Annotated in this window: 16 protein-coding genes; 3 read left to right on the top strand and 13 right to left on the bottom strand. The window is 67.9% G+C overall.

Annotated elements, in window-relative coordinates:
* Both JWR81_RS30645 and serA read left to right on the top strand, forming a co-directional pair.
* Nucleotides 1–2,232 (top strand): transglycosylase domain-containing protein (locus JWR81_RS30645; RefSeq protein WP_297660903.1); only part of this gene is annotated, 2,232 nt, incomplete at its 5' end.
* A gap of 141 nt (nt 2,233–2,373) precedes the next feature.
* Nucleotides 2,374–3,573 (top strand): phosphoglycerate dehydrogenase, encoded by a 1,200-nt coding sequence (gene serA, locus JWR81_RS30650; protein ID WP_297660905.1) that lies wholly within the window; start codon nt 2,374–2,376, stop codon nt 3,571–3,573.
* A gap of 132 nt (nt 3,574–3,705) precedes the next feature.
* On the opposite strand, the gene JWR81_RS30655 is transcribed toward serA, so the two are convergent.
* From JWR81_RS30655 to JWR81_RS30700, 10 genes are all read right to left on the bottom strand, one after another.
* Complete coding sequence (locus JWR81_RS30655; protein ID WP_297660907.1) at nt 3,706–5,166, bottom strand: MFS transporter; 1,461 nt, start codon at nt 5,164–5,166, stop codon at nt 3,706–3,708.
* Nucleotides 5,167–5,235: 69 nt separating this feature from the next.
* Nucleotides 5,236–6,090 carry an SMP-30/gluconolactonase/LRE family protein gene (locus tag JWR81_RS30660; RefSeq protein WP_297660909.1) on the bottom strand — a complete coding sequence of 285 codons (855 nt, stop codon included), beginning with the start codon at nt 6,088–6,090 and terminating at the stop codon, nt 5,236–5,238.
* Between the two features lie 8 nt (nt 6,091–6,098).
* Nucleotides 6,099–7,106 (bottom strand): sugar phosphate isomerase/epimerase, encoded by a 1,008-nt coding sequence (locus tag JWR81_RS30665; protein ID WP_297660911.1) that lies wholly within the window; start codon nt 7,104–7,106, stop codon nt 6,099–6,101.
* 36 nt (nt 7,107–7,142) lie between these two features.
* Entirely contained in the window at nt 7,143–8,237 is a 1,095-nt protein-coding gene (locus JWR81_RS30670; protein WP_297660913.1) for a Gfo/Idh/MocA family oxidoreductase, read from the bottom strand.
* A gap of 4 nt (nt 8,238–8,241) precedes the next feature.
* Nucleotides 8,242–9,093 carry a sugar phosphate isomerase/epimerase gene (locus JWR81_RS30675; protein ID WP_297660915.1) on the bottom strand — a complete coding sequence of 284 codons (852 nt, stop codon included), beginning with the start codon at nt 9,091–9,093 and terminating at the stop codon, nt 8,242–8,244.
* A 51-nt stretch (nt 9,094–9,144) separates the two neighbouring features.
* Nucleotides 9,145–10,176: a zinc-binding dehydrogenase gene (locus JWR81_RS30680; protein WP_297660917.1), complete on the bottom strand. Its 1,032-nt coding sequence runs from the start codon at nt 10,174–10,176 to the stop codon at nt 9,145–9,147.
* Nucleotides 10,176–11,402 carry a Gfo/Idh/MocA family oxidoreductase gene (locus JWR81_RS30685; RefSeq protein ID WP_297660919.1) on the bottom strand — a complete coding sequence of 409 codons (1,227 nt, stop codon included), beginning with the start codon at nt 11,400–11,402 and terminating at the stop codon, nt 10,176–10,178. Before JWR81_RS30685 ends, JWR81_RS30680 begins: the two co-directional genes overlap by 1 nt.
* A 3-nt stretch (nt 11,403–11,405) precedes the next feature.
* Nucleotides 11,406–12,440 (bottom strand): zinc-binding dehydrogenase, encoded by a 1,035-nt coding sequence (locus tag JWR81_RS30690; protein WP_297660921.1) that lies wholly within the window; start codon nt 12,438–12,440, stop codon nt 11,406–11,408.
* Nucleotides 12,437–13,360, bottom strand: coding sequence for a sugar phosphate isomerase/epimerase (locus tag JWR81_RS30695; RefSeq protein ID WP_297660923.1), 924 nt, complete (start codon nt 13,358–13,360; stop codon nt 12,437–12,439). Before JWR81_RS30695 ends, JWR81_RS30690 begins: the two co-directional genes overlap by 4 nt.
* Nucleotides 13,357–14,088 carry an orotidine 5'-phosphate decarboxylase / HUMPS family protein gene (locus tag JWR81_RS30700; RefSeq protein WP_297660924.1) on the bottom strand — a complete coding sequence of 244 codons (732 nt, stop codon included), beginning with the start codon at nt 14,086–14,088 and terminating at the stop codon, nt 13,357–13,359. Before JWR81_RS30700 ends, JWR81_RS30695 begins: the two co-directional genes overlap by 4 nt.
* 248 nt (nt 14,089–14,336) lie before the next feature.
* On the opposite strand from JWR81_RS30700, the gene JWR81_RS30705 reads away from it, so the two are divergent.
* The gene (locus tag JWR81_RS30705; RefSeq protein ID WP_297660926.1) at nt 14,337–15,611 is read left to right on the top strand and encodes an ROK family transcriptional regulator; all 1,275 of its coding nucleotides are present in this window, start codon (nt 14,337–14,339) and stop codon (nt 15,609–15,611) included.
* 17 nt (nt 15,612–15,628) lie between these two features.
* On the opposite strand, the gene JWR81_RS30710 is transcribed toward JWR81_RS30705, so the two are convergent.
* The 3 genes from JWR81_RS30710 to JWR81_RS30720 form a co-directional block, all read right to left on the bottom strand.
* Nucleotides 15,629–16,513, bottom strand: coding sequence for a carbohydrate ABC transporter permease (locus JWR81_RS30710; RefSeq protein ID WP_297660928.1), 885 nt, complete (start codon nt 16,511–16,513; stop codon nt 15,629–15,631).
* Nucleotides 16,513–17,448, bottom strand: a complete 936-nt coding sequence (locus JWR81_RS30715) for a carbohydrate ABC transporter permease (RefSeq protein ID WP_297660930.1) — start codon at nt 17,446–17,448, stop codon at nt 16,513–16,515. The genes JWR81_RS30710 and JWR81_RS30715 overlap by 1 nt, the downstream gene beginning before the upstream one ends.
* 178 nt (nt 17,449–17,626) lie before the next feature.
* The coding region (locus JWR81_RS30720) for an ABC transporter substrate-binding protein (protein WP_297660932.1) at nt 17,627–19,077 on the bottom strand (1,451 nt) is incomplete at its 5' end.

Genomic DNA, 19,077 nt, shown 5'->3' on the forward strand with positions numbered 1-19,077 from the left:
GCAGGCCCACCGGGAACGCCCTACCGGGGCGGCGGCACGCCGCTGCGCACCCACCACGAGGCCGGCCCCGCCACCGTCGCCGGGGCTCGACCGGCCCTGGCCGGCCGGACCCGGGCCGTCGCCGAGCGCACGGCACCGCGGACAGGCGGCAGCGGGCCAAGAGGACCGGAGCGGGCCAGGACCGCGCGGCAGCGGGTGCGCCGCTGGCTATGGGTACTGCTGGGCGTGGCCGTCGTCGGCCCCTTGCTCGCGTTCGTGATCGGCTGGATCGTCTTCCCGGTCCCCACGGCCGACGACGCCTCCCTCACCCAGACCGCCACCTTCACCTTCTCCGACGGCTCCCCGCTGGCCGTCGTGCGACCGGAGAACGTCAACCGGATCAAGGTCACCATCGACAAGGTCCCGATCACCGTGCAGAACGCGGTGCTCGCCGCCGAGGACCGCACGTTCCGATCGAACCCCGGCTTCGACATCATGGGCATCGGGCGCGCGCTGGTCAGCCAGCTCAGCGGCGGCGACGGTGGTGGTTCGACGATCACCCAGCAGTACGTCAAGAACGCCACCGGCCAGGACCAGGCCACCCTGTGGCGCAAGTACAAGGAAGCCGTGATCGCGGTTAAGATCTCCAAGCAGGAGACCAAGGACCAGATCCTCGAGAACTACCTCAACACGATCTACTTCGGTCGGGGCGCCTACGGGATCGAGGCCGCCTCCAAGGCCTACTTCAACAAGGACGTCAGCCAGCTCACCATCTCCGAGGGCGCGATGATCGCCGGCATCATCCAGTCGCCCACCGGCGGTGACCCCGCCAACGACCTCACCCAGGCCAAGGCCCGCTGGACCTACGTCGTCGATGGCATGGCACAGGCCGGCTGGATCACCCCGGCACAACGGGAACTACAGGTGTTCCCTGCCGACTGGCTGCCCCGCGCCCCCGTCATCGGCGGGGTGCCCGACGACGACCGATACCACATCTACGACGAGGCCAAGGCAGAGCTCGCCGCGGCCGGCATCACCGAGGACCAGATCAACACCGAGGGTCTCACCGTCACCACCACCATCGACCCGGTGAAGCAGAAGCAGGCCGTCGACGCCGTCAACGCCACCATGAACGACCAGCCCGCCGACCTGCGCACCGCACTGGTGTCGGTCGACCCCCGGACCGGGGCGATCGTGGCCTACGACGGAGGCTCGCAGGGCCTGGGCACCGACTACGCCCAGGCCCTGCGTCAACCCGGGTCGGCGTTCAAACCGTTCGTGCTCTCCGCGGCACTGCAGGCCGGCAGCGGCATCGGCCTCGGCACGACCTACGACGGTTCATCGCCCCAGACCATCGCCGGCCAGGTCGTCAGCAACTCCGACGGCGTCAACTGCGACCACTGCACCGTCAAGACCGCCATGACCGACTCGATCAACACGATCTTCTACCAGATCGGCATCCAGACCGGCGTGAACAAGGTCGCCGACGCCGCCCACCAGGCCGGCATCCCCGCCGACCTGATCCCCGTTGCCGACGGCGGCATCTCCCTCGGCGACCAGGAGGTGCACCCCGTCGACATGGCCTCGGCCTACGCCACCTTCGCCGACGACGGCGTCCGCCACATCCCGCACATCGTCGCCAAGGTGGTCGCCGCCGACGGCCGGGTCCTCATCGACAACACCACACCACCCGCCGGCGACCAGGCCGTCCCGCCACTGGTCGCGCGCAACGTCACCGAGTCCATGCTCGACGTCGCCAGCACCTCCCGCATCGCCCTTGACGACGACCGGCCCAACGCCTGCAAGACCGGAACCGTCCAGCTGGGCACCACCAACGACAACAAGGACACCTGGACGGTCGGCTACACCCCGTCGCTGTCCACCGCCGTATGGGTCGGCACCGACCAGTCCGATCCCGTCCGCACCCGCTCCGGCGCCCCGGCCTACGGACGCACCCTCGCCGGGGCGGTCTGGCAGAGCTTCATGAACGACGCGCTGAAGGGCACGCCCGTCGAGCACTTCTCACCGTTCGTGCCGATCGGCACGCCGCCGCCCGCCCCCACCCCGGTCGCCATCGAACCGCCCACGACGACTGCGCCCAACGACCCGAACCAGGGCAACGGCAACAGCGGCGGCAACGGGTACTACGACCCCAACACCGGCACCTACTACAACCCGGACGGCACGACGACCGCACCAGGCAGCAACAGCGGCGGTGCGAACGGCGGCAATGGCGCCGGCGGCGGCGGATGACAATGCCCGCGCGGCGTTCTGATGATCTTGACGTCGATGGCGGTGGAGACCCCGGATCCGCAGCGAACGCCACCACCGCCGGGGTCGACCGAAAGCGGCATGACCCGGCGAAGGTTCGTGGTCGAGCACTAGGTTGGCCATGTGAAGGTACTTCTGTTGGAAAACATCCACCCGGTCGCGACAGAAGCGTTCCGCCGCGCCGGCTTCGAGGTCGAGGTGCGCGCGGGCTCGTTGAGCGAAGCCGAGCTTCTTGATCAGCTGCCAGGAGTGTCCTTGCTCGGGATCCGTTCCAACACCAAGGTCACCCCACGGCTGCTCGAGGCCGGGAAGGATCTTCTGGCGGTGGGGTGCTTCTGCATCGGGACCAACCAGGTGGACGTGGCCGATGCGGCCGACCGCGGTGTGGCGGTCTTCAACGCGCCTTTCTCCAACACCCGCAGTGTCGTGGAGCTGGTGGTGGGCGAGATCGTCGCGTTGGCCCGCCGGCTGCCGGAGAAGACCCAGCGGATGCACGAGGGGATCTGGGACAAGTCGGCCAAGGGCAGCCACGAGGTCCGCGGCCGCACTCTGGGCATCGTCGGCTACGGCAACATCGGCACCCAGCTGTCCAACGTGGCAGAGGCGATCGGGCTGCGGGTGATCTTCTACGACACCGCGGACCGGTTGGCCCACGGCAACGCGAGGCGGGTCGGCTCGCTGGACGAGCTGTTGGCAGCGGCGGACGTGGTGAGCATCCATGTCGATGGCCGCCCCGGCAATGCGGGGCTGTTCGGCGCGGACCAGTTCGCCATGATGAAGCCCGGGGCGGTGTTCATCAACGCCTCCCGCGGGATGGTCGTCGACGAGGCCGCGTTGCGGGACCACATCCTGTCCGGGCACCTGTCCGGCGCCGCGATCGACGTCTTCCCGGCCGAGCCGAAGGCGCAGGGGGACCCCTTCGACTCGCCACTGCGGGGCCTCCACAACGTCATCCTCACTCCCCACGTCGGCGGCTCGACACAGGAGGCGCAGGAGGAGATCGGACACTTCGTCGCCAACAAGCTGATCGGATTCGTCACGACGGGTGGCACTGCACTCTCGGTCAATCTGCCGGAGGTGGTGACGCCGCAACCTCAGGGCGTGTTCCGGACGGGGTATCTGCACGCGAACGTGCCTGGGGTGTTGGCTGGCATCAACCGGTTGCTCGCCGAGGCAGGGGTGAACGTGGTCGGCCAGTCGCTGTCCACCCGAGACGATCACGGCTACGTCGTCACCGACACCGACGGGGTGCTGACCGACGCCACGCTGTCCGCCTTGCGTCAGTCGCCACACACCGTCTGGCTGCGTTCCTGGACGCGCTGATTCCATCAGCCGGCTGAGCCGCCCCGACCCGTCCCAAGACGTCCCCGGCCAGTGGGGCCACTTCGGTCGGCGCCGTCCCGTCGGCACCGGCGTTGATCCGCGGCCGGATCTGGCGAGCCGGCTGTGTGGCAGTCACACCGAAGCGGGGTCTGTGCCGGCAGGGTCCATCGGTAGCTGGTCGGTCGCGGCGTAGACCTTCGGCATGAGCAGTCCGGCCACGACGGTGAGTGCGGCGGCAACGAGCACAGCCAGGAAGACGGCGGCGCCGGCGTCGGTCGCGGCAACCGGGTCGGTCCCGGGACGGCCAGAGGCGGTGACGACACTGTTGGCGACGGCGCCGAGGCCCGCCGCGCCGACCGCGCTCCCGATGGACCGGGCGAACATGTTCGTGCCGGTAGCGACGCCTCGCTCGTGCCAGTCGACGCTGGCCTGGGCGGCGATGAGCGAGGGCGCTGCGACCAGCCCCATTCCCAAGCCTGTCACGAAGCACGTGACCGCGACGAGGGCCACCGAGGGCGAGTGCGCGAGCAGCGCGAGCGTCCCGGTGCCGAGGATGACGAGGCCGAGCCCGACAAGAATGGTCGGCCGGAAGCCGAGGCGCAGGTAGAACAGTCGGCCGGACAGGCCGGCCGACAGCGGCCAGCCCAGGGTGAGCGCGGCGAGGGCCAGGCCTGCGATGAGCGGGGGCACGCCGAGCGAGTACTGCAGATAGGCCGGCACGTAGGAGGTCAGCCCGATGAGCATGACGCCGATACCGAGGGCGAGAAAGGTGGTCGTCACGAGTAGCCGTCGGCTGAACACCCATGGCGGCAGGATGGGCTCGGCGGCGCGGCGCTCGGCCAACGTGAACGCGACGAGCAGCGCAGCCCCAGCGGCGAACACGGCGACGCTCGGCGGCGAGTTCCACGCCCAGGCCTGGCCTCCCTCGAGCACCCCGAGGATGGCGAGAGTCATCCCGCTGGTCAGCAGCACCGAGCCGAGGTAGTCGATGTGGTTCTCGCGGCGCTGCACGGTCTCATGGAAGTTGCGCATGATCAGTACGCCGGCCAGCAGACACAGCGGCACGTTCACGTAGAAGATCCACCGCCACAGCCCGAGCTGTGAGAACACCCCGCCCAGCGTGGGCCCGACGACCGATGACATGGCCCAGACGCTGGCGAGGTAGCCCTGGGCGGTGGCCCGCTCGGCCACGGTGTAGATGTCACCCGCGATGGTGATCGCCATGGGCTGGACCGCGCCGGCGCCGAGACCCTGCACGGCGCGGAAGGCGATGAGGGCCGGCATGCTCCACGCGACGCCGCACAGGACACTCCCGGCGAGGAACAGAACGATCCCGAACAGCATGATCGGCTTGCGGCCGAAGGTGTCGGCGAGCTTGGCGTAGACCGACACCGACACCGCTTGGGCCAGCAGGTACACCGAGAACAGCCACGGGAACTGGGCGTACCCGCCGAGGTCACGGACGATGGAGGGAACCGCGGTCGCCAGGATCGTGGCGTCGATCGCGATGAGGCCGGTGGAGACCATCAGCGCGAGCAGAACCGGCCCGCGTTCGGAGCGCAGGCCGACGGCGGCATGGGAGGGCTGGCTCACACAGGCTGACAAGTCGCAGGTGCGCCCGCGAATTCCCGAGGGGCGTCAGCGGTGGCTCCCACACGGACTTCAGCCGCCGTAGGTTCGCGCCGGTAGTCCCCGGATGCCCGGGACGACGCGAAACAGCGCACCGGCCCGCGGCTCGTCAGCTGGTCCGAGGGCCGACCGCGACGTCGTGATGAACAGTTCGTCGAGCTGTGACCCGCCGAACGTGCACGCGGTGACGTGGGTGACCGGTACCGGGACGACGGCGTCGAGCCGCCCATCGGGGCCATACCGGTGGACCGCGCGGCCACCCCACAACGCCACCCAGATACCGCCCTCGGCGTCGACCGTGAGTCCGTCCGGTGCGCCGGACGCCGTTGGTATCTCCACGAGCGTTCGTCGATTGCTCAGGCCCGACCCCGCGTCGTAGTCGAACACGTCGATGCGTTGGGTCGGTGAGTCCACGTAGTACGCCCGGCTGCCGTCCGGCGCCCACTCGAGACCGTTCGACACCGTGACGCCGCTGAACATCAGCCGCGTCGTGTGGTCGGGTTCGAGGCAGTACAGGGCACCGCGACCCGCTGCCTCGTCGTACGCCATCGATCCGCAGTAGAACCGGCCGTGTGGATCGCACGATCCGTCGTTGAACCGCACATCGGCGCCGGACCACAGCTCACCGAGGTGCCGCAGCGGAGATCCGTCACCGGCGTCGAGGGCGAATCCACGCTCGACGGCGAAGACCGATCCTCCTGCCGCGCGAGGACGCATGGCGGCCACGACCCGGTCGACATGCCGGCGGCTGACCTGACCGTCCGGCGCCAGTGACAGCACGTCGCCTGCCAGCATGTCCACCCAGCGCAGGCCGCCCCACCCCACCCACCAGACCGGGCCCTCGCCATGGTGGGCGACGGGGGGAGTGATCTGCTCCGCCTGGTCCACGGCTGCTCTCAGCGCTGGCTGTTGAAGGCCGCGTCGAAGCTCGCCGCCGGCGGCTCGAACTGCAGCGCCTTCAGGAACCGAAGGCTGTCCGGGGCACCGACCAGCCGGTCCATTCCGGCGTCCTCCCACTCGACCGAGATCGGTCCGTCGTAGCCGATCGTGTTGAGCGCCCGGAAGCACTCCTCCCACGGCACGTCGCCGTGCCCGGCCGAGACGAAGTCCCATCCGCGGCGCGGGTCTCCCCACGGCAGGTGCGACGACAGCCGGCCGTTGCGGCCGTTACCGAGCTTGCGCTTGAGGTCCTTGCAGTCGACGTGGATGATCCGGTCGCGAAAGTCGAGGATGAACCCGACCGGGTCGAGGTCCTGCCACATGAAGTGGCTGGGGTCCCAGTTGAGTCCGAAGGCCGGGCGGTTGTCGATCGCTTCGAGCGTACGCACCGTGGTCCAGTAGTCGTAGGCGATCTCGGAAGGGTGCACCTCGTGCGCGAACCGGACACCCACCTCGTCGAACACGTCGAGGATGGGGTTCCAGCGGTCCGCGAAGTCGCGGTAGCCGTCCTCGATCATCGCCGCTGACGCCGGTGGGAACATCGCGACCGTCTTCCAGATCTTCGAACCGGTGAACCCGACCACCGTCCGAACACCCAGCTTCGCCGCCGCGCGGGCGGTCAGCTCGACCTCCTCCGCCGCGCGCCTTCGCACGGCCTCCGGATCGCCGTCGCCCCAGATCCGCGGCAGCACGAGGTCCCGGTGGCGCTCGTCGATCGGGTCGTCACAGACAGCTTGACCGGCCAGGTGGTTCGAGAGGGCCCATACCCTCAGGTCGTACTTCGCGAGAATCGCCAGCCGCTGCTCGACATAGCCGTCGTCCTCCATGGCGCGGACCACATCGAAGTGATCACCCCAACACGCGATCTCGAGCCCGTCGTATCCCCATCCTGATGCGAGGCGGCACACCTCTTCGAACGGCAGGTCTGCCCATTGGCCGGTGAACAGCGTGAACGGACGGGACATCGTGTGCTCCTGAACTCGAGTACCTGGACTGACTTGCTAGACCGCGACGAACCCTCCGATGCTCGCCGATCGCAGCACGGCGTCGACCACGGCTGCCGCCCGGGCGCCGTCGTCGAATGTCGGCAGCCCGTCTGACCAGTGTCCGCGGATCGCCGCGTAGCTCTGCTCGACGAACAGGGCGAAGCAGTCCGAGAACCCGTGCGGGTGACCGGGCGGGACGATGTTGACAGCGGCTGCCTGCTCCGCCTGCCCGGATTCGCCGCGCGGGATGATGGTCACCGAGTCTCGTCGGCCAAGCCACAGCGAGTCCGGGCTTTCCTGGTCGAACACGGCGGACGCGTCGGTGCCGTCGAACTCGACCCACAGCCGGTTCTTGCGGCCGGGCGAGACCTGGCTGATCACTGTCGAGCCGACGGCTCCGGATTCGAAGGCGAGCAGCACCGTGGCGACGTTGTCGGCGCCCAGCCCCGTGCCGGCGTCGCCGTCCGGCCAGCCCGAGAGGACGGCTGACACCCTGCGGATGCGGTCCCCGGTGACGAACTCGACGAGGTCGCACCAGTGCGAGCCGATGTCGGCGAAGGCGCGTGACCGGCCGTTCTTCGCCGCATCGAGGTGCCAACTCGTCGATGCACCACCCGCCAGCCAGTCCTGCAGGTAGCTGCCGTGGATGAGTCCCACTCGGCCGAGGCGGCCGCCGTGCACCTGCGCCCGGGCCTCACGTACCGAGGGGTAGTACCGGTAGGCGAACGGCACGGTCGCGACCAAGCCGGACTCTCGGGCCCGTTCCTGCAGTTCCCGTGCTTCGACGAGGTCGGTGCCCAGCGGCTTCTCGCAGATCACGTGCTTGCCGGCGGCGAGCGCGCTGCGCGCGTAGGAGAGGTGGAGTGCGTTGGGCGTGCAGATGTGCACGACATCGACCTGCGGATCGGAGGCCACGTCGTCGGGCGTCAGATAGACACGCCGTGCCCCCAGTTCCTCGGCCGCGGTGGCGCCCTTCGCCGCGCTCGAAGCACCGACGCCGACGAGCGTCGCCCCGGCAAGCCTGGCGGCACGGGCATGTACCCGGCCGATGAAGCCGGTGCCGATTACCGCCGCGCCGAGCGGCCTGCCTGCGACCGCGGCCTGGTTCACGTGGTCAGATCCGCGTCACGCACTGCTTGACGTAGGCGTCCGCCTTCGCCAGCTCCGCGTTCACCTTGGCCAGCGGCCAGCCGGCCGTGCCATGGCACTTCACGCTGGCCGGACCCTCGTACCCCACACGCTTGAGCGTGCCCAGTGTGACGACATGGTCGAGTGTGCCGTCAGGCCGCGCGAGCTGTTTCTCACCCGGACCGAAGTTCAGCCCGTCCACGCCGTGCTTGTAGGCCCGGTCGATGTCCCAGATGTAGTAGTAGAACAGTCGCTTCCGTTCGGCGAGGAACGTGATCGCCTCGCTCACCGATTCGCCCATGACCCACAGGTGCGGTGGGGCGAGGCATATACCGACGTTCGGGTCGTCCACCTCGCGCACGAGGCGCTTGATCTGGGCCAGTGAGTCGACCGCTTCTTCCCAGCGCTTGTTCTCGTTGCCACCGGATTCGAACTCCGGGGTGAACGGTACGGCGAGGTGGTTCTCCACCGCGATGCGCACACCGTTGCGTGCGGCCGCGGCTGCGATCGGCGGCAGGAACGTCGACACGAAATCGGAGTAGTTGGCCTCGCAGTCGAAGATGATCGTGTCGATCCCGAGGTCCCGCGCGAGCTCGACGCGAGCGATCATCCCGTCGACGTCATTGCCGTAGGCCGTGAGGCCACACGGTCGCATACCGTAGCGGTCGAGCAGCGCACGGATCTTCGACACGTCGTCGCCCGGCTGGACGTGGTCAGCAAGTGGTCGAGCGGCCGACCAGAGGTTGACCTCGGTGAACCCGAGCCGTGCGAGCTCGCGGATCGAGACCTCGAGCGGGTAGTCGTGATAGGGCAGGATCTCCGCGGCGTAACGGAACATCGCCTCTCCTCGTCTCTGAGGTCGCTGAGCTTTCGGTGCGGCTTGTGATGGTCAGGCCCAGGTGAATACGGCCTTCTCCGTCTCGCGTCGATCGAACGCGCGGAAGGCCTCCGGTGCCTCGGCGATGTCGTACCGGTGGGTTACCAGGCCTTCCAATGCCGGCTTCTTCTCCACGACGAGGCGCGCGATCTCCTCCCACTCCCCGAGCGGGAAATACCAGCCACCGACGACCCTGAGCAACTTGCGGATGATCTGGTCGCTGGGGTTGATCTCGGTGGCGCGCGACTCGCCCACGAACGCGACGGCCCCCAGCTTGCAGGCGACGTCGAGCGCGGCGTTCTGCGCCTGCGGAGCCCCGGAACAGTCGATCGCCACGTCCACTCCGCGCCCACCGGTCAACTCGCGGATCACCTCGACCGGGTCATCGATCTGACTGTCGACCGTCGCCATTGCCCCGAGCGTCGACGCCAACTCGAGCCGCTCCTTGATCAGGTCGACTGCCACGACCTCAGCGCCGAATGCCTTCGCCACGAGTATCGAAGCCGCCCCCATCGGTCCGAGACCGAAGACGGCTACCGTCTTGCCGCCGCGGACGTCGAGGCGCTTCTGCGTGTGGTACTGGCTGCCGAACATGTCGGTCATCAGCGCGCCGGCCACGAAGGACACCTCGTCCGGCAGCGGCAGGCAGTTGCGCGCCGGGAGCACGAGATAGTCCGCGTCGCCGCCGTCGACGTCCGAGCCGAGACACTTCCATCGGGCGCACAGCATCAGGTAACCGCTCGCGCAGTACTCGCAGTGGTCGCAGCCGATCGGCAGGTACCCGGTGATACGGTCGCCGACACCGAGGCCGGTGACGCCTTCCCCGAGCTCCGCCACCTCGCCGGCGGGCTCGTGCCCGGGGACGATAGCGCCGGCGCCGGCTGTGTCCCCCCCGATCACGGGGTTGCCGTGATAGAGGTGGATGTCGCTGCGGCAGATGGCGGAAGCCCGGGTACGGACGAGCACCTCACCGGGCCCAGGCCTCGGCACGTCGCGATCGACGACGACCACCGTTCCATTGCCGGGGAACAGCGCTGCCTTCATCAGAGAGCCTCCGCTTCTGCACGATGGGGGATGTCCATCCGCTCCAGGTCGGCCACTGCCGCGGCCTCGCCGCCGAGTTCGAGTCCGGTCCGGGACGCGAAACAGCCCATGATCTGCTGGCACGTCTCGACATCGATCCGGCCGTCCTCGATCGAGGACAGGGGCCGTCGTCCCTCGGTGACCATGTCGTGGAACGCCTCGAGTTGCAGCTCGAACGCCTCGGCCGTCGAGCGGTGCACGCTGCGACGTTCGAACCCGCGGATGTACTCGGTCACGGTGAGCTCGGTGGGCGCATGCAACAGATAGGGCGACGGGAACGCCAGCTCGAGCGTGCCGTTGCCGTGATGGATGCTCACCGTCTCGCGGTAGGCCGGATAGTCGGCCAGGTAGTGCCACCGCAACGACACCCGGGCGTCCCCGGGCAACCGGCCGGAGATCGCGATGGACGGCGGATGTTGCCCGAGCGCGCGTGTGTCGCGACCGACGTCGCGCCGCCTGTCTACCGAGGGCACGTGCCACATGTCGACGTAGTCGATCGTCGTCGGCGGCCCCGTCATCAGCCTCAGCAGCGACAGGTCGTGGCTCACGCTGCTGAGGAGCGTGCCGCTGTAGAGCCGGTTGACCGCATCGTCCTGCTCGCCGAGTGCAGCCCGGTGGACGGGCCGGTCGTCGGCCTGCGGGACGTCACCGGCGAAGGGCACCAGACGCGCGAAGTCCAGCTGCGATGCACCGGTCGGATGCAGCACGGTGATCTCGACGGAACGCACGTCGTCGATCTCACGCAACCGCCGAGCCGTCTCAGTCACAGCAGGGTCGTACTGCTTCATGTAACCGAGCAGCAGCGATGGCATCGAGGAATCCGGCACCGCCGCCTCGATCTGTTCGATCTCGCCGCGAGTGAAGGCAAGCGGCTTCTCGCAGAACACCGGGTAGCCGCGCTTGAACGCCGCGATCACAGCCGGTGCGTGCGACTGGCCGGTGAAGATCATCACCGCATCCACGGCCTCGCCGTCGAGCAGCGAGTCGATGGACGCGTATCGCCGCGTCGTCGGCACGCCGAAGCGATCGCCGACGGCGGCACGCAAGGCGGCGGACGCGTCGTAGACGGATACGAGCTCGAACAGGTCCGGCCGCCGATTGATCAGCGGCAGATGCACCGCCTGTGCGACGGCGCCCAGTCCGGCGACAGCGACACGTAGTGGTGTCCTGCCTTCGGCACGACTCATCGGTCAGAAGCCCGTCAGGACGGACTTGACGTTGCGGCCGGCCTGCATGGCGTCGAACGCCTCGGGCCACTGCGTGACGTCGTACACGCCGCCGATCACCGGGTCGAGGTCGACCTGTCCGGTCGCCAGCAGTGCCAGGGACCGCTCCCAGGTCCGGAAGTTGTGGCTGAACGACCCGAGCAGGGTGATCGCCTTGGCCACCAACGGGTCGAGCGAGAACCCGAGCGGCTGCGGTCCCCAGCCGATCTTGGCGATCTGCCCCATGGGCCGGACGAACTCCATGGCCTGCTGCAGCGACGCGCTGACCCCGGTGGCGTCGACCACGACGTCCGCGCCCCACCCCTCGCCCATGTCCCTGAGCACTGCCAGCGGATCCTCCCGCGCAACGTTGAGGACGACGTCAGCGCCGAGGGCCCTGGCGACCTCGAGCCTGGTGGAGTCGGCGTCCGTGCCGCAGACGATGACAGCGCCGGCGCCACTGGCCTTGGCGACCTGCAGCGCCATGATCCCGATCGGGCCGGCACCCTGCACGAGCACGACATCGCCCGGCGAGATCCGGGCACGCTCGACGAGCCCGTTCAGCGCCACGCAGAGCGGCTCGGCCAGTGCAGCATGGTGGTCCGGCACCGAGTCCGGGATGCGGTGCACGATCTGGGGATTCACCGACAGGTAGCGGGTGAACGCCCCATCTGCCAGGGCGCCGTATCCCTGCCGGTGGGGGCACAGGTTGTAGTTGCCGCTGTGGCAGTACTGGCATCGGCCGCACACGTGCGCGGCCGTTTCGCACACCACCCGCTCGCCGACGTGAAACCCCGTCGTCTCCTCCGCGTCCACGACGACGCCGGCCATCTCGTGCCCGAGCACCACGGGGAGCTTGACCTCCCAACTCTGGTGATTGCGCCACATGTGCACGTCCGAGCCGCACACGCCCGCGGCGTGCACCTCGACGAGGACGCGACCGCGGACGGGCTCCGGCTCGGGGATGTCGCGGACCTCCAGCTCGCCGTCGCCGAGCCCCCACTTCACCAATGCCTTCACCGGGTCTCCTCCTCCGTGGGGTTGGACGTGCCGCCGAAGTACTTGTTCCGCATGACCTTCAAGAAGTCGATCGACCCCTTGATCTCGTCGAGGCCGTTCATCCCGTCCTCGACACTGACCCAGCCGTCGTATCCGGCGTCGGAGAGCAACCGGAAGATCGTGTCGTAGTCGTTGAGGCCCTGTCCGACGACGCCGTGCTTCAGGCCTGCGGCGTAGCCGGGGCCACCGTCGGCCGCGCGCAGGCTCTCCAGAGTCGTGCCCGGCTCCAGAGAGCGGTCGCTCGCCTGCATCGTCACCACGCGGTCGAGCACTCGGCGGAGCAGCTCGATCGGGTCATCACCAGCGACGATCGCGTTGGACGGGTCGTACTGCACGCCGAAGTGCTTCCGCTCGTCGATCGCGGCCAGCACCTCGAGGAACACGTCCTGCTGCTGGGCGAATTCGGGATAGGCCCACTGACCGTCCTTGTAGTGGTTCTCGATCGCCAGGACGACGTCGAGCTCGCGGGCGAGGGGGATCAACGAGGTGATGGAGTCCACGGCCCATTCCAGACCCCGCTCGAGTGACACTCCCGGGTGCCGCTGGCCGGTGAGCACCCGGCATGACGCGCCGGGACCACCGAGCGTGCGAGCGACCTGCATCATCGCTGCCTCGCGCTCGAGGGCGCGCTTGCGTGCGTCGGCGTCGGGGTGGGTGAAGTCGGGTGAGCAGCACAGCATCGGCATCTCGAAACCCGCGTTGTCGAGGGCGTCGGCGATGGTCGCGATGTAGCCGCTGTCGAGACTGGTGAAGAAGCCCTCGTAGAGTTCGAGGCCGTCCGCACCGAGCGAACGCGCGTCCTCGATCCAGTCGAAGACGGTCATCGTGCGTGCGACGGAGATCTGGTCCAGGTAGCACTTCGGGAAGGCCGCGATCTTCATCCGTGAGCCGCCGCCGGACGAGCCTCACCAGGTGAGCGGACGTCGCGGCCGTGCACCCTGCTGCAGATGTCGTGCAATGCTGCGTACAGCTGCTTGTTGTTGGCGCTGAAGCTGTCGGCGGCGATGGCCAACGGCGCACCGATGACGACCATCGGCGCTCCGAAGTCCGGGCAGCTGACGGCCTGTTCGATGGACAGGCCGCCGACGGCCTGCACGGGCACGCCCGCCTGGTCGACGACATCGAGCAGCTCGTCCATGGGGCTCAGGCCGGGCGCTTCACCGCGCTCGTCGTACCCGATGTGGTGGATCACGACGTCCACGCCGAGCGAGGCGAGCCGTCGGGCCTCGGCCACCCGATCGGCCGCCCCGAGGTTGTCACCCATCACCGCGACACCGAAGTCACGGCCTGCCTCGACGACGCGCCGGATCGTCGCGTCGTGCGCGCGTCCCATGACCACGACGAAGTCCGCCCCGGCCTTGGCCATCATCTCCGCTTCGAGGTAGCCCCCGTCCATGGTCTTGAGATCGGCGACGATCGGGTGGCCGGGGAATCGCTGCTTCAGCGCCTCGACGGCATGTAGTCCCTCGGCCAGCAGCAACGGCGTGCCGGCTTCGATCCAGTCCACCCCGGCCTCGACCGCGACCTGCGCGGTCTCGAGCGCCTCCTGGAGCGATGTGAGGTCGAGGGAGACCTGAACGACCGGCTTCGACAAGTTGACCTTCGTCAATGGGATGACCTCATAGCTCTCTTCTGCATCGACGGCTCCGAGCCGGAGACACATCGCAGGGCGCGGTCGGTCTCGACCGTCTTGATCGTCGGACCGTGCGCGGCCGCTCGGGACCGACCCGCTGTCTGGCGAGCTCACGTGATGGAAGTAGTCTCCCGTCTACAAAGTTTGGCGTCAAGATGTGAACACAAGTAGGATCCATAGGGTGATCTCAGCCTGCACACAGCACCTCGCGGCAGCCTCCGAGGTTGGATCACTTCGTATCGTCCGATTACCGTCACGGCGACGCCCGAGTGTCCAGCCGAACCGATGTCCTGGGATGGTGGCGCATGACCCGACGCACGCGCACCGGTGATCTGCCCTCGCTCCGGCACGCCAACCGGTTGCGGGTGCTGCGTGAACTGCAGTTCGTCGGACCGGTGCCGCAGGCGGAACTCGCGCGGAAGACGGGTCTGTCGCCCGCTTCGGTGTCGAACATCGTGGCCGACGCCCTCCGGGCCGGGCTGGTCAACGTGACCGAGGGCGTGCGGGGCCGGCGCGTGAAGCTGGTGTCGCTCTCGCCCAGTCTCGGGCTCGCAGCCGGAATCGCGGTCGACCATCGCCATCTCACGGTTGTGGTGGGCAACCTGTCGTCGCAGGTACTGCACGCGGCCACCGCACCGATCCCGAGCGGAGCCGATCCGGCCGCGGTCATCGAGATCGCCGCACGGGTGACCGAGGAAGGGGTGGCGACGGCCGGGAAAGGCCAGCAACTGGTCTCGGTCGGGCTGACCATCCCCACCCCTGTGGCGTCCCGCCCGGACGGGGACCTGTCGGTGATCAGAAGAGCAACGGCGCCGGGCTGGTGGGAGATGCTTCCTGCCGAGTGGGTCGCGTCGCGCTTCGGTGCCCCGGCATGCATCGACAACGAGGCGAATGCCGCTGCCTTGGCGGAGTGGAGCCTTGGCGCCGGTAGCGGTTGCAGCGACCTGCTCTATGTGCAGGTCGGCGACGGGGTCGGGGCGGGACTGATCCTGGACGACCGGATGTACCGCGGCGCAGGGGGGTTCGCGGGCGAGATCGGTCATATCGTCCTGGACCCGGATGGGCCGCTGTGTCGGTGGGGCCACCGGGGGTGCCTCGAGGCGCTCAGCTCCGTTCCGGCGGTGCTCGACGCCGCCCGCGTCACCTGCCCCGACGTGTCGACACTCGCCGAGGTGATCGCCCGCGCAGAGGCCGGCGACCCCGGATGCGCCCAGGCGCTGACCGACGCCGGCGCGGCGATCGGGAGGGCGCTCGCGATGGCGGTCAACCTGCTCAATCCCCAGCGGGTGGTGATCGGTGGCCTACTCATGGCGGCGGAGGCAATCGTGATGCCGGAGGTGCGCACTGCCTACACCCGAGGCGTCCTCCCCAGCATGGTCGTATCCACGGAGCTCGTGGTGGCCACGCTCGGCAGCGACGCCGGCGCCCTCGGCGCACTCGCGCTGGCCATCCAGGCTCTGCCCGACGTCGCCCTGCTGGGCTCTGCGGTGGACAGCTGAGGATCGGGGACTGCGCCCTACTTCACCGCGCCGAAGGTCAGACCGCTGACGAGGCGTCGTCGCGCGACCAGTGCGAGAAGGATGGCCGGTGCGGCAATCGCCACCGAGGCGGCGCACAGCAGGCCCCACTGCGTGCCGTACATGCCCGTGAGTTGGAGGACGGCCGCCGGCGCCGGCTCGGTGGCGGAACTCGTCAGCATCAGGCTGAACGTGAACTCGTTCCAGACCAGTATCGCGGTGACGATGAAGCTCGCGCTGATGGACGGCATGGCCAGTGGCAGAGCGATGCGTCGCAGGATGCCTATCCGGCTCAAACCGTCGAGCATCGCAGCCTCCTCGATCTCGATCGGGATGTCCTCGACACCGCGGCGCACCAACCACACCACGATCGGCAGGTTGAAGGCGATCTCCGGAATGATGATCCCCGGGTAGGTACCGAGCACTCCGATGTTGCTCTCGAAGAAGAAGACCGGGACAACCGTCACGATCGACGGGAACATGTACGTCGAGAGAATCCATGAACTCAGGAAACGCCGCTGCCGGAAGGTCTTGATGGTGAGCCCGTAACCGGCGAGTGCGCCGAAGGCAACCGTGAAGACGGTGACGACGCCGGTCACGATCAACCCGTGCACGAGCAGCGGCGCCATGTTCGGAGCGCCACCGGTGCCCTGGAGAATATCGGTGTAGTTGCTCCCGGTCGGAGCGAACTTCCACACCGGCGGGTTCGCGAGGGCAAGATTTTGAGGCTTGAACGACGTGATGACCATGAACAGCAGCGGTACAGCCGACAGCGCGATCCACAGCAAGAGTCCGATCCGGCCGGCGACCGTGGCGGAGCTGGGCCGCTTCCGCGGCGACACTCGGTCGGAACGCAAGGCGGCCGTGGCGGTGATGCTCGCCATCAACTCGCCCCCCTTTCGTGTTCGGCGTACCTGCCGACGATCCTCATGAGCAGCGGCGTGAGAACCAGCAGGACGACGAGTACGACCACCGCTACCGCAGCACCGAGTCCGATATCGAAGTTCTGCACGACGAGCCGATACACACTGAGGTTGGCGACGGTCGTCGACTCACCCGGTCCCCCGTTCGTGAGAACGAGGAAGCTGTCGACCGTCTTGAAGGCCTGGATGGTGCGGAGCACGCCCGCAATGGCGATGAACGGGGTGAGCAACGGCAGCGTGATGTACCGCAGCTGCTTCCAGGAACTCGCACCGTCCATCGCCGAGGCTTCGAGCACCTCGCGCGGAAGGCTCTGGATTCCGGCCAGCAGGATCAACGCGACGAACGGCGTCCACGACCACACGTCCAGTGCGATGAGGCCGATCCAGGCCATCGGAGCATTGGAGAGCCATTGGATGGGCTGGGAGGTCAGCCCCCAGCTCTGCATGTAGTGGTCGACCCAGCCCGACGACGGGTCGAGCAATATCCGGAAGATCATGGCGCTGACTGCCGGGGTCATGGCGAACGGGATGAGCATCAGGATGCCGACAAAGCCGTTGCCACGGAATCGTTTGGCGAGCTGGAAAGCGAGAAAGCCTCCGATCAGCAGTTCAAGGAGAACTGCAACCACGACGAAGCCGATCGTGCGAATCAGGTCGCCGAGCAAGTGATAGGTGCGAAAGGCATCGGTGTAGTTGCGCAGGCCGACAAATGTACTGCCCCCGCCGAAGTTGTCGACATGGTACAGGCTGATGTAGAAGACATACAAACCCGCGACGAGTGTCATGGCGACGAGCACTGCCAGTGCCGGCAGGGTCAGCAGCCAGCCTTCCGTCGAACCACGGAATGGATTGCGCCGTGGCCGGGCCGGCAAACCGGCCGGGGACGGCGCCGCCACGGCGGCCTCGCCCGGACCTGAGGGTGAGCCCCTGGACTCGTCCGCCTGTCTGAAGCCCTCGTGTATCACCTGCATACCTTCCACTCCGCTTGCCTGCCCACTCCGCTTTCCTGCCACGGAGCATTGCGATCGTGCGCCGGCCGTCATGTGGATCAGCCGGCGCACGACCGGGTGCTCGTCAGGCCCCGACCCGGGCGTTGCTGTAGCCGATCGACTGAAGCGTCTGCACGGACGTCTGAGCTGCCGCGTTCAGTTGCTCGCTGACGCTGCCCGAGCCGGTCTCGGCCAGGTTCAGCTTCTCGATGATCGGCTGGACGACCTGCGTGTAGTTCTTGACGCGCGGACGGCCGACGCCCACCGTCAACGACTGCTCGAGCACGGAGTAGAAGTTGCCGTACTTCGCTGTGATCTGCGGGTCGTTCTTGGCCTGGTCGAACACGGAGGCGCGCGTGGCGTGCAGCTGGGTGGGCAGCATGGCGATCTGGGCGTCCTTGCTTGTGAGCCAGGCGATGGCACGGTAGGCCCACGCCTTCCTGTTCGGGTCGAGCCGGGCCGGGATGGAGAACTGCCAGGTACCGAAGTGGGGAGCGTTGGTGACCTTCTTCGGCATGAGCGCATAGCCGATCTCGCCACCTTGGACGCTCGAGCTCAGCGATTGCGGACCGTAGTTCCACGTCATCGCCGACTGGCCCGAGCTGAAGGTCGCGATCGCCTGGTCCCAGCCGGCTGTCGTCGCGTTTGCCGGCGTGACCTTGTACTTCTGGATCAGGTCGACGTAGAGCTGCCACGCCGCGATCGCCTCGGGGGTTGCGCATACCACGCCGAGGTTCTCGTTGATGATGTGTCCATCACCACCGAAGGACCCGACCATGGTCTTGAAGTCGCAGAAGTCCCAGCCTTCCTGCGTGCCACCGAGCACCGTCGTGCCGTACATACCCTGTGCCGGGCGGGTGAAGAACTGCGCCACCTGGATGAAGTCGTCCCACGTGACCGGCGGGGCCAGTTCGCGGCCGAAACGCGCCTGGAACGCCGCCTTCTCCGTCGCGGACTCGAACAGGTCTTTTCGGTAGGCCAGGGTCAGCGCGTTCGACTGGATCGGCAAACCCAGGATCTCGAAGTTCTTCGACACGATGTTGTTCACATCGACGGGCGCCGTGCCGTCCGGGAAGTGAATCGACGGGTTGTCGATCTGGTACACCGAGGTGTCGTAGAACACTTTGGAGATGAAGTCACCAGGATTCAGATCGATCTTGTCGTTCAGCGTCGGACTGTTCAGATAGGAGCTCAGCGGTTCGAGGACGTGCGTGAGGGTCGGTGTCCAGGGGGTGTCCATGATGTAGATGTCGTGCGCCGGAGAGCCGGCGGCCAACTCTGCAAACGTCTTGGCCTGCAACGACTCATACGGCATGTTCTCCATTTCCACCGTGATGCCGAGCACGTCCTTCAACATCGGTAGGACGCTCTGCACGCCATCGGCGTCCGACTGCGATCCCGCGTTCAACAACTTCAGTGAAGCCGGACGGGGTCCGAGGGAGGCCGGGGCCGCCGACTGGCCCGTCGTCGAGCCACCGCCGGGCGAGCACGCCGCGAGCGCCGACGCTCCCGCCAGTGTCCCGACCGCGGTCATGA

The organism is Pseudonocardia sp. (assembly GCF_025965585.1).
Taxonomy (GTDB): Bacteria; Actinomycetota; Actinomycetes; order Mycobacteriales; family Pseudonocardiaceae; genus Pseudonocardia.

What these genes read in the sequence shown, in the direction of transcription:
- JWR81_RS30665 (WP_297660911.1), bottom strand. Translation starts at nt 7,106, where the DNA reads ATGTCCCGTCCGTTCACGCTGTTCACCGGCCAATGGGCAGACCTGCCG.
- JWR81_RS30675 (WP_297660915.1), bottom strand. Translation starts at nt 9,093, where the DNA reads ATGTTCCGTTACGCCGCGGAGATCCTGCCCTATCACGACTACCCGCTC.
- JWR81_RS30680 (WP_297660917.1), bottom strand. Translation starts at nt 10,176, where the DNA reads ATGAAGGCAGCGCTGTTCCCCGGCAATGGAACGGTGGTCGTCGTCGAT.
- JWR81_RS30685 (WP_297660919.1), bottom strand. Translation starts at nt 11,402, where the DNA reads ATGAGTCGTGCCGAAGGCAGGACACCACTACGTGTCGCTGTCGCCGGA.
- JWR81_RS30695 (WP_297660923.1), bottom strand. Translation starts at nt 13,360, where the DNA reads ATGAAGATCGCGGCCTTCCCGAAGTGCTACCTGGACCAGATCTCCGTC.
- JWR81_RS30710 (WP_297660928.1), bottom strand. Translation starts at nt 16,513, where the DNA reads ATGGCGAGCATCACCGCCACGGCCGCCTTGCGTTCCGACCGAGTGTCG.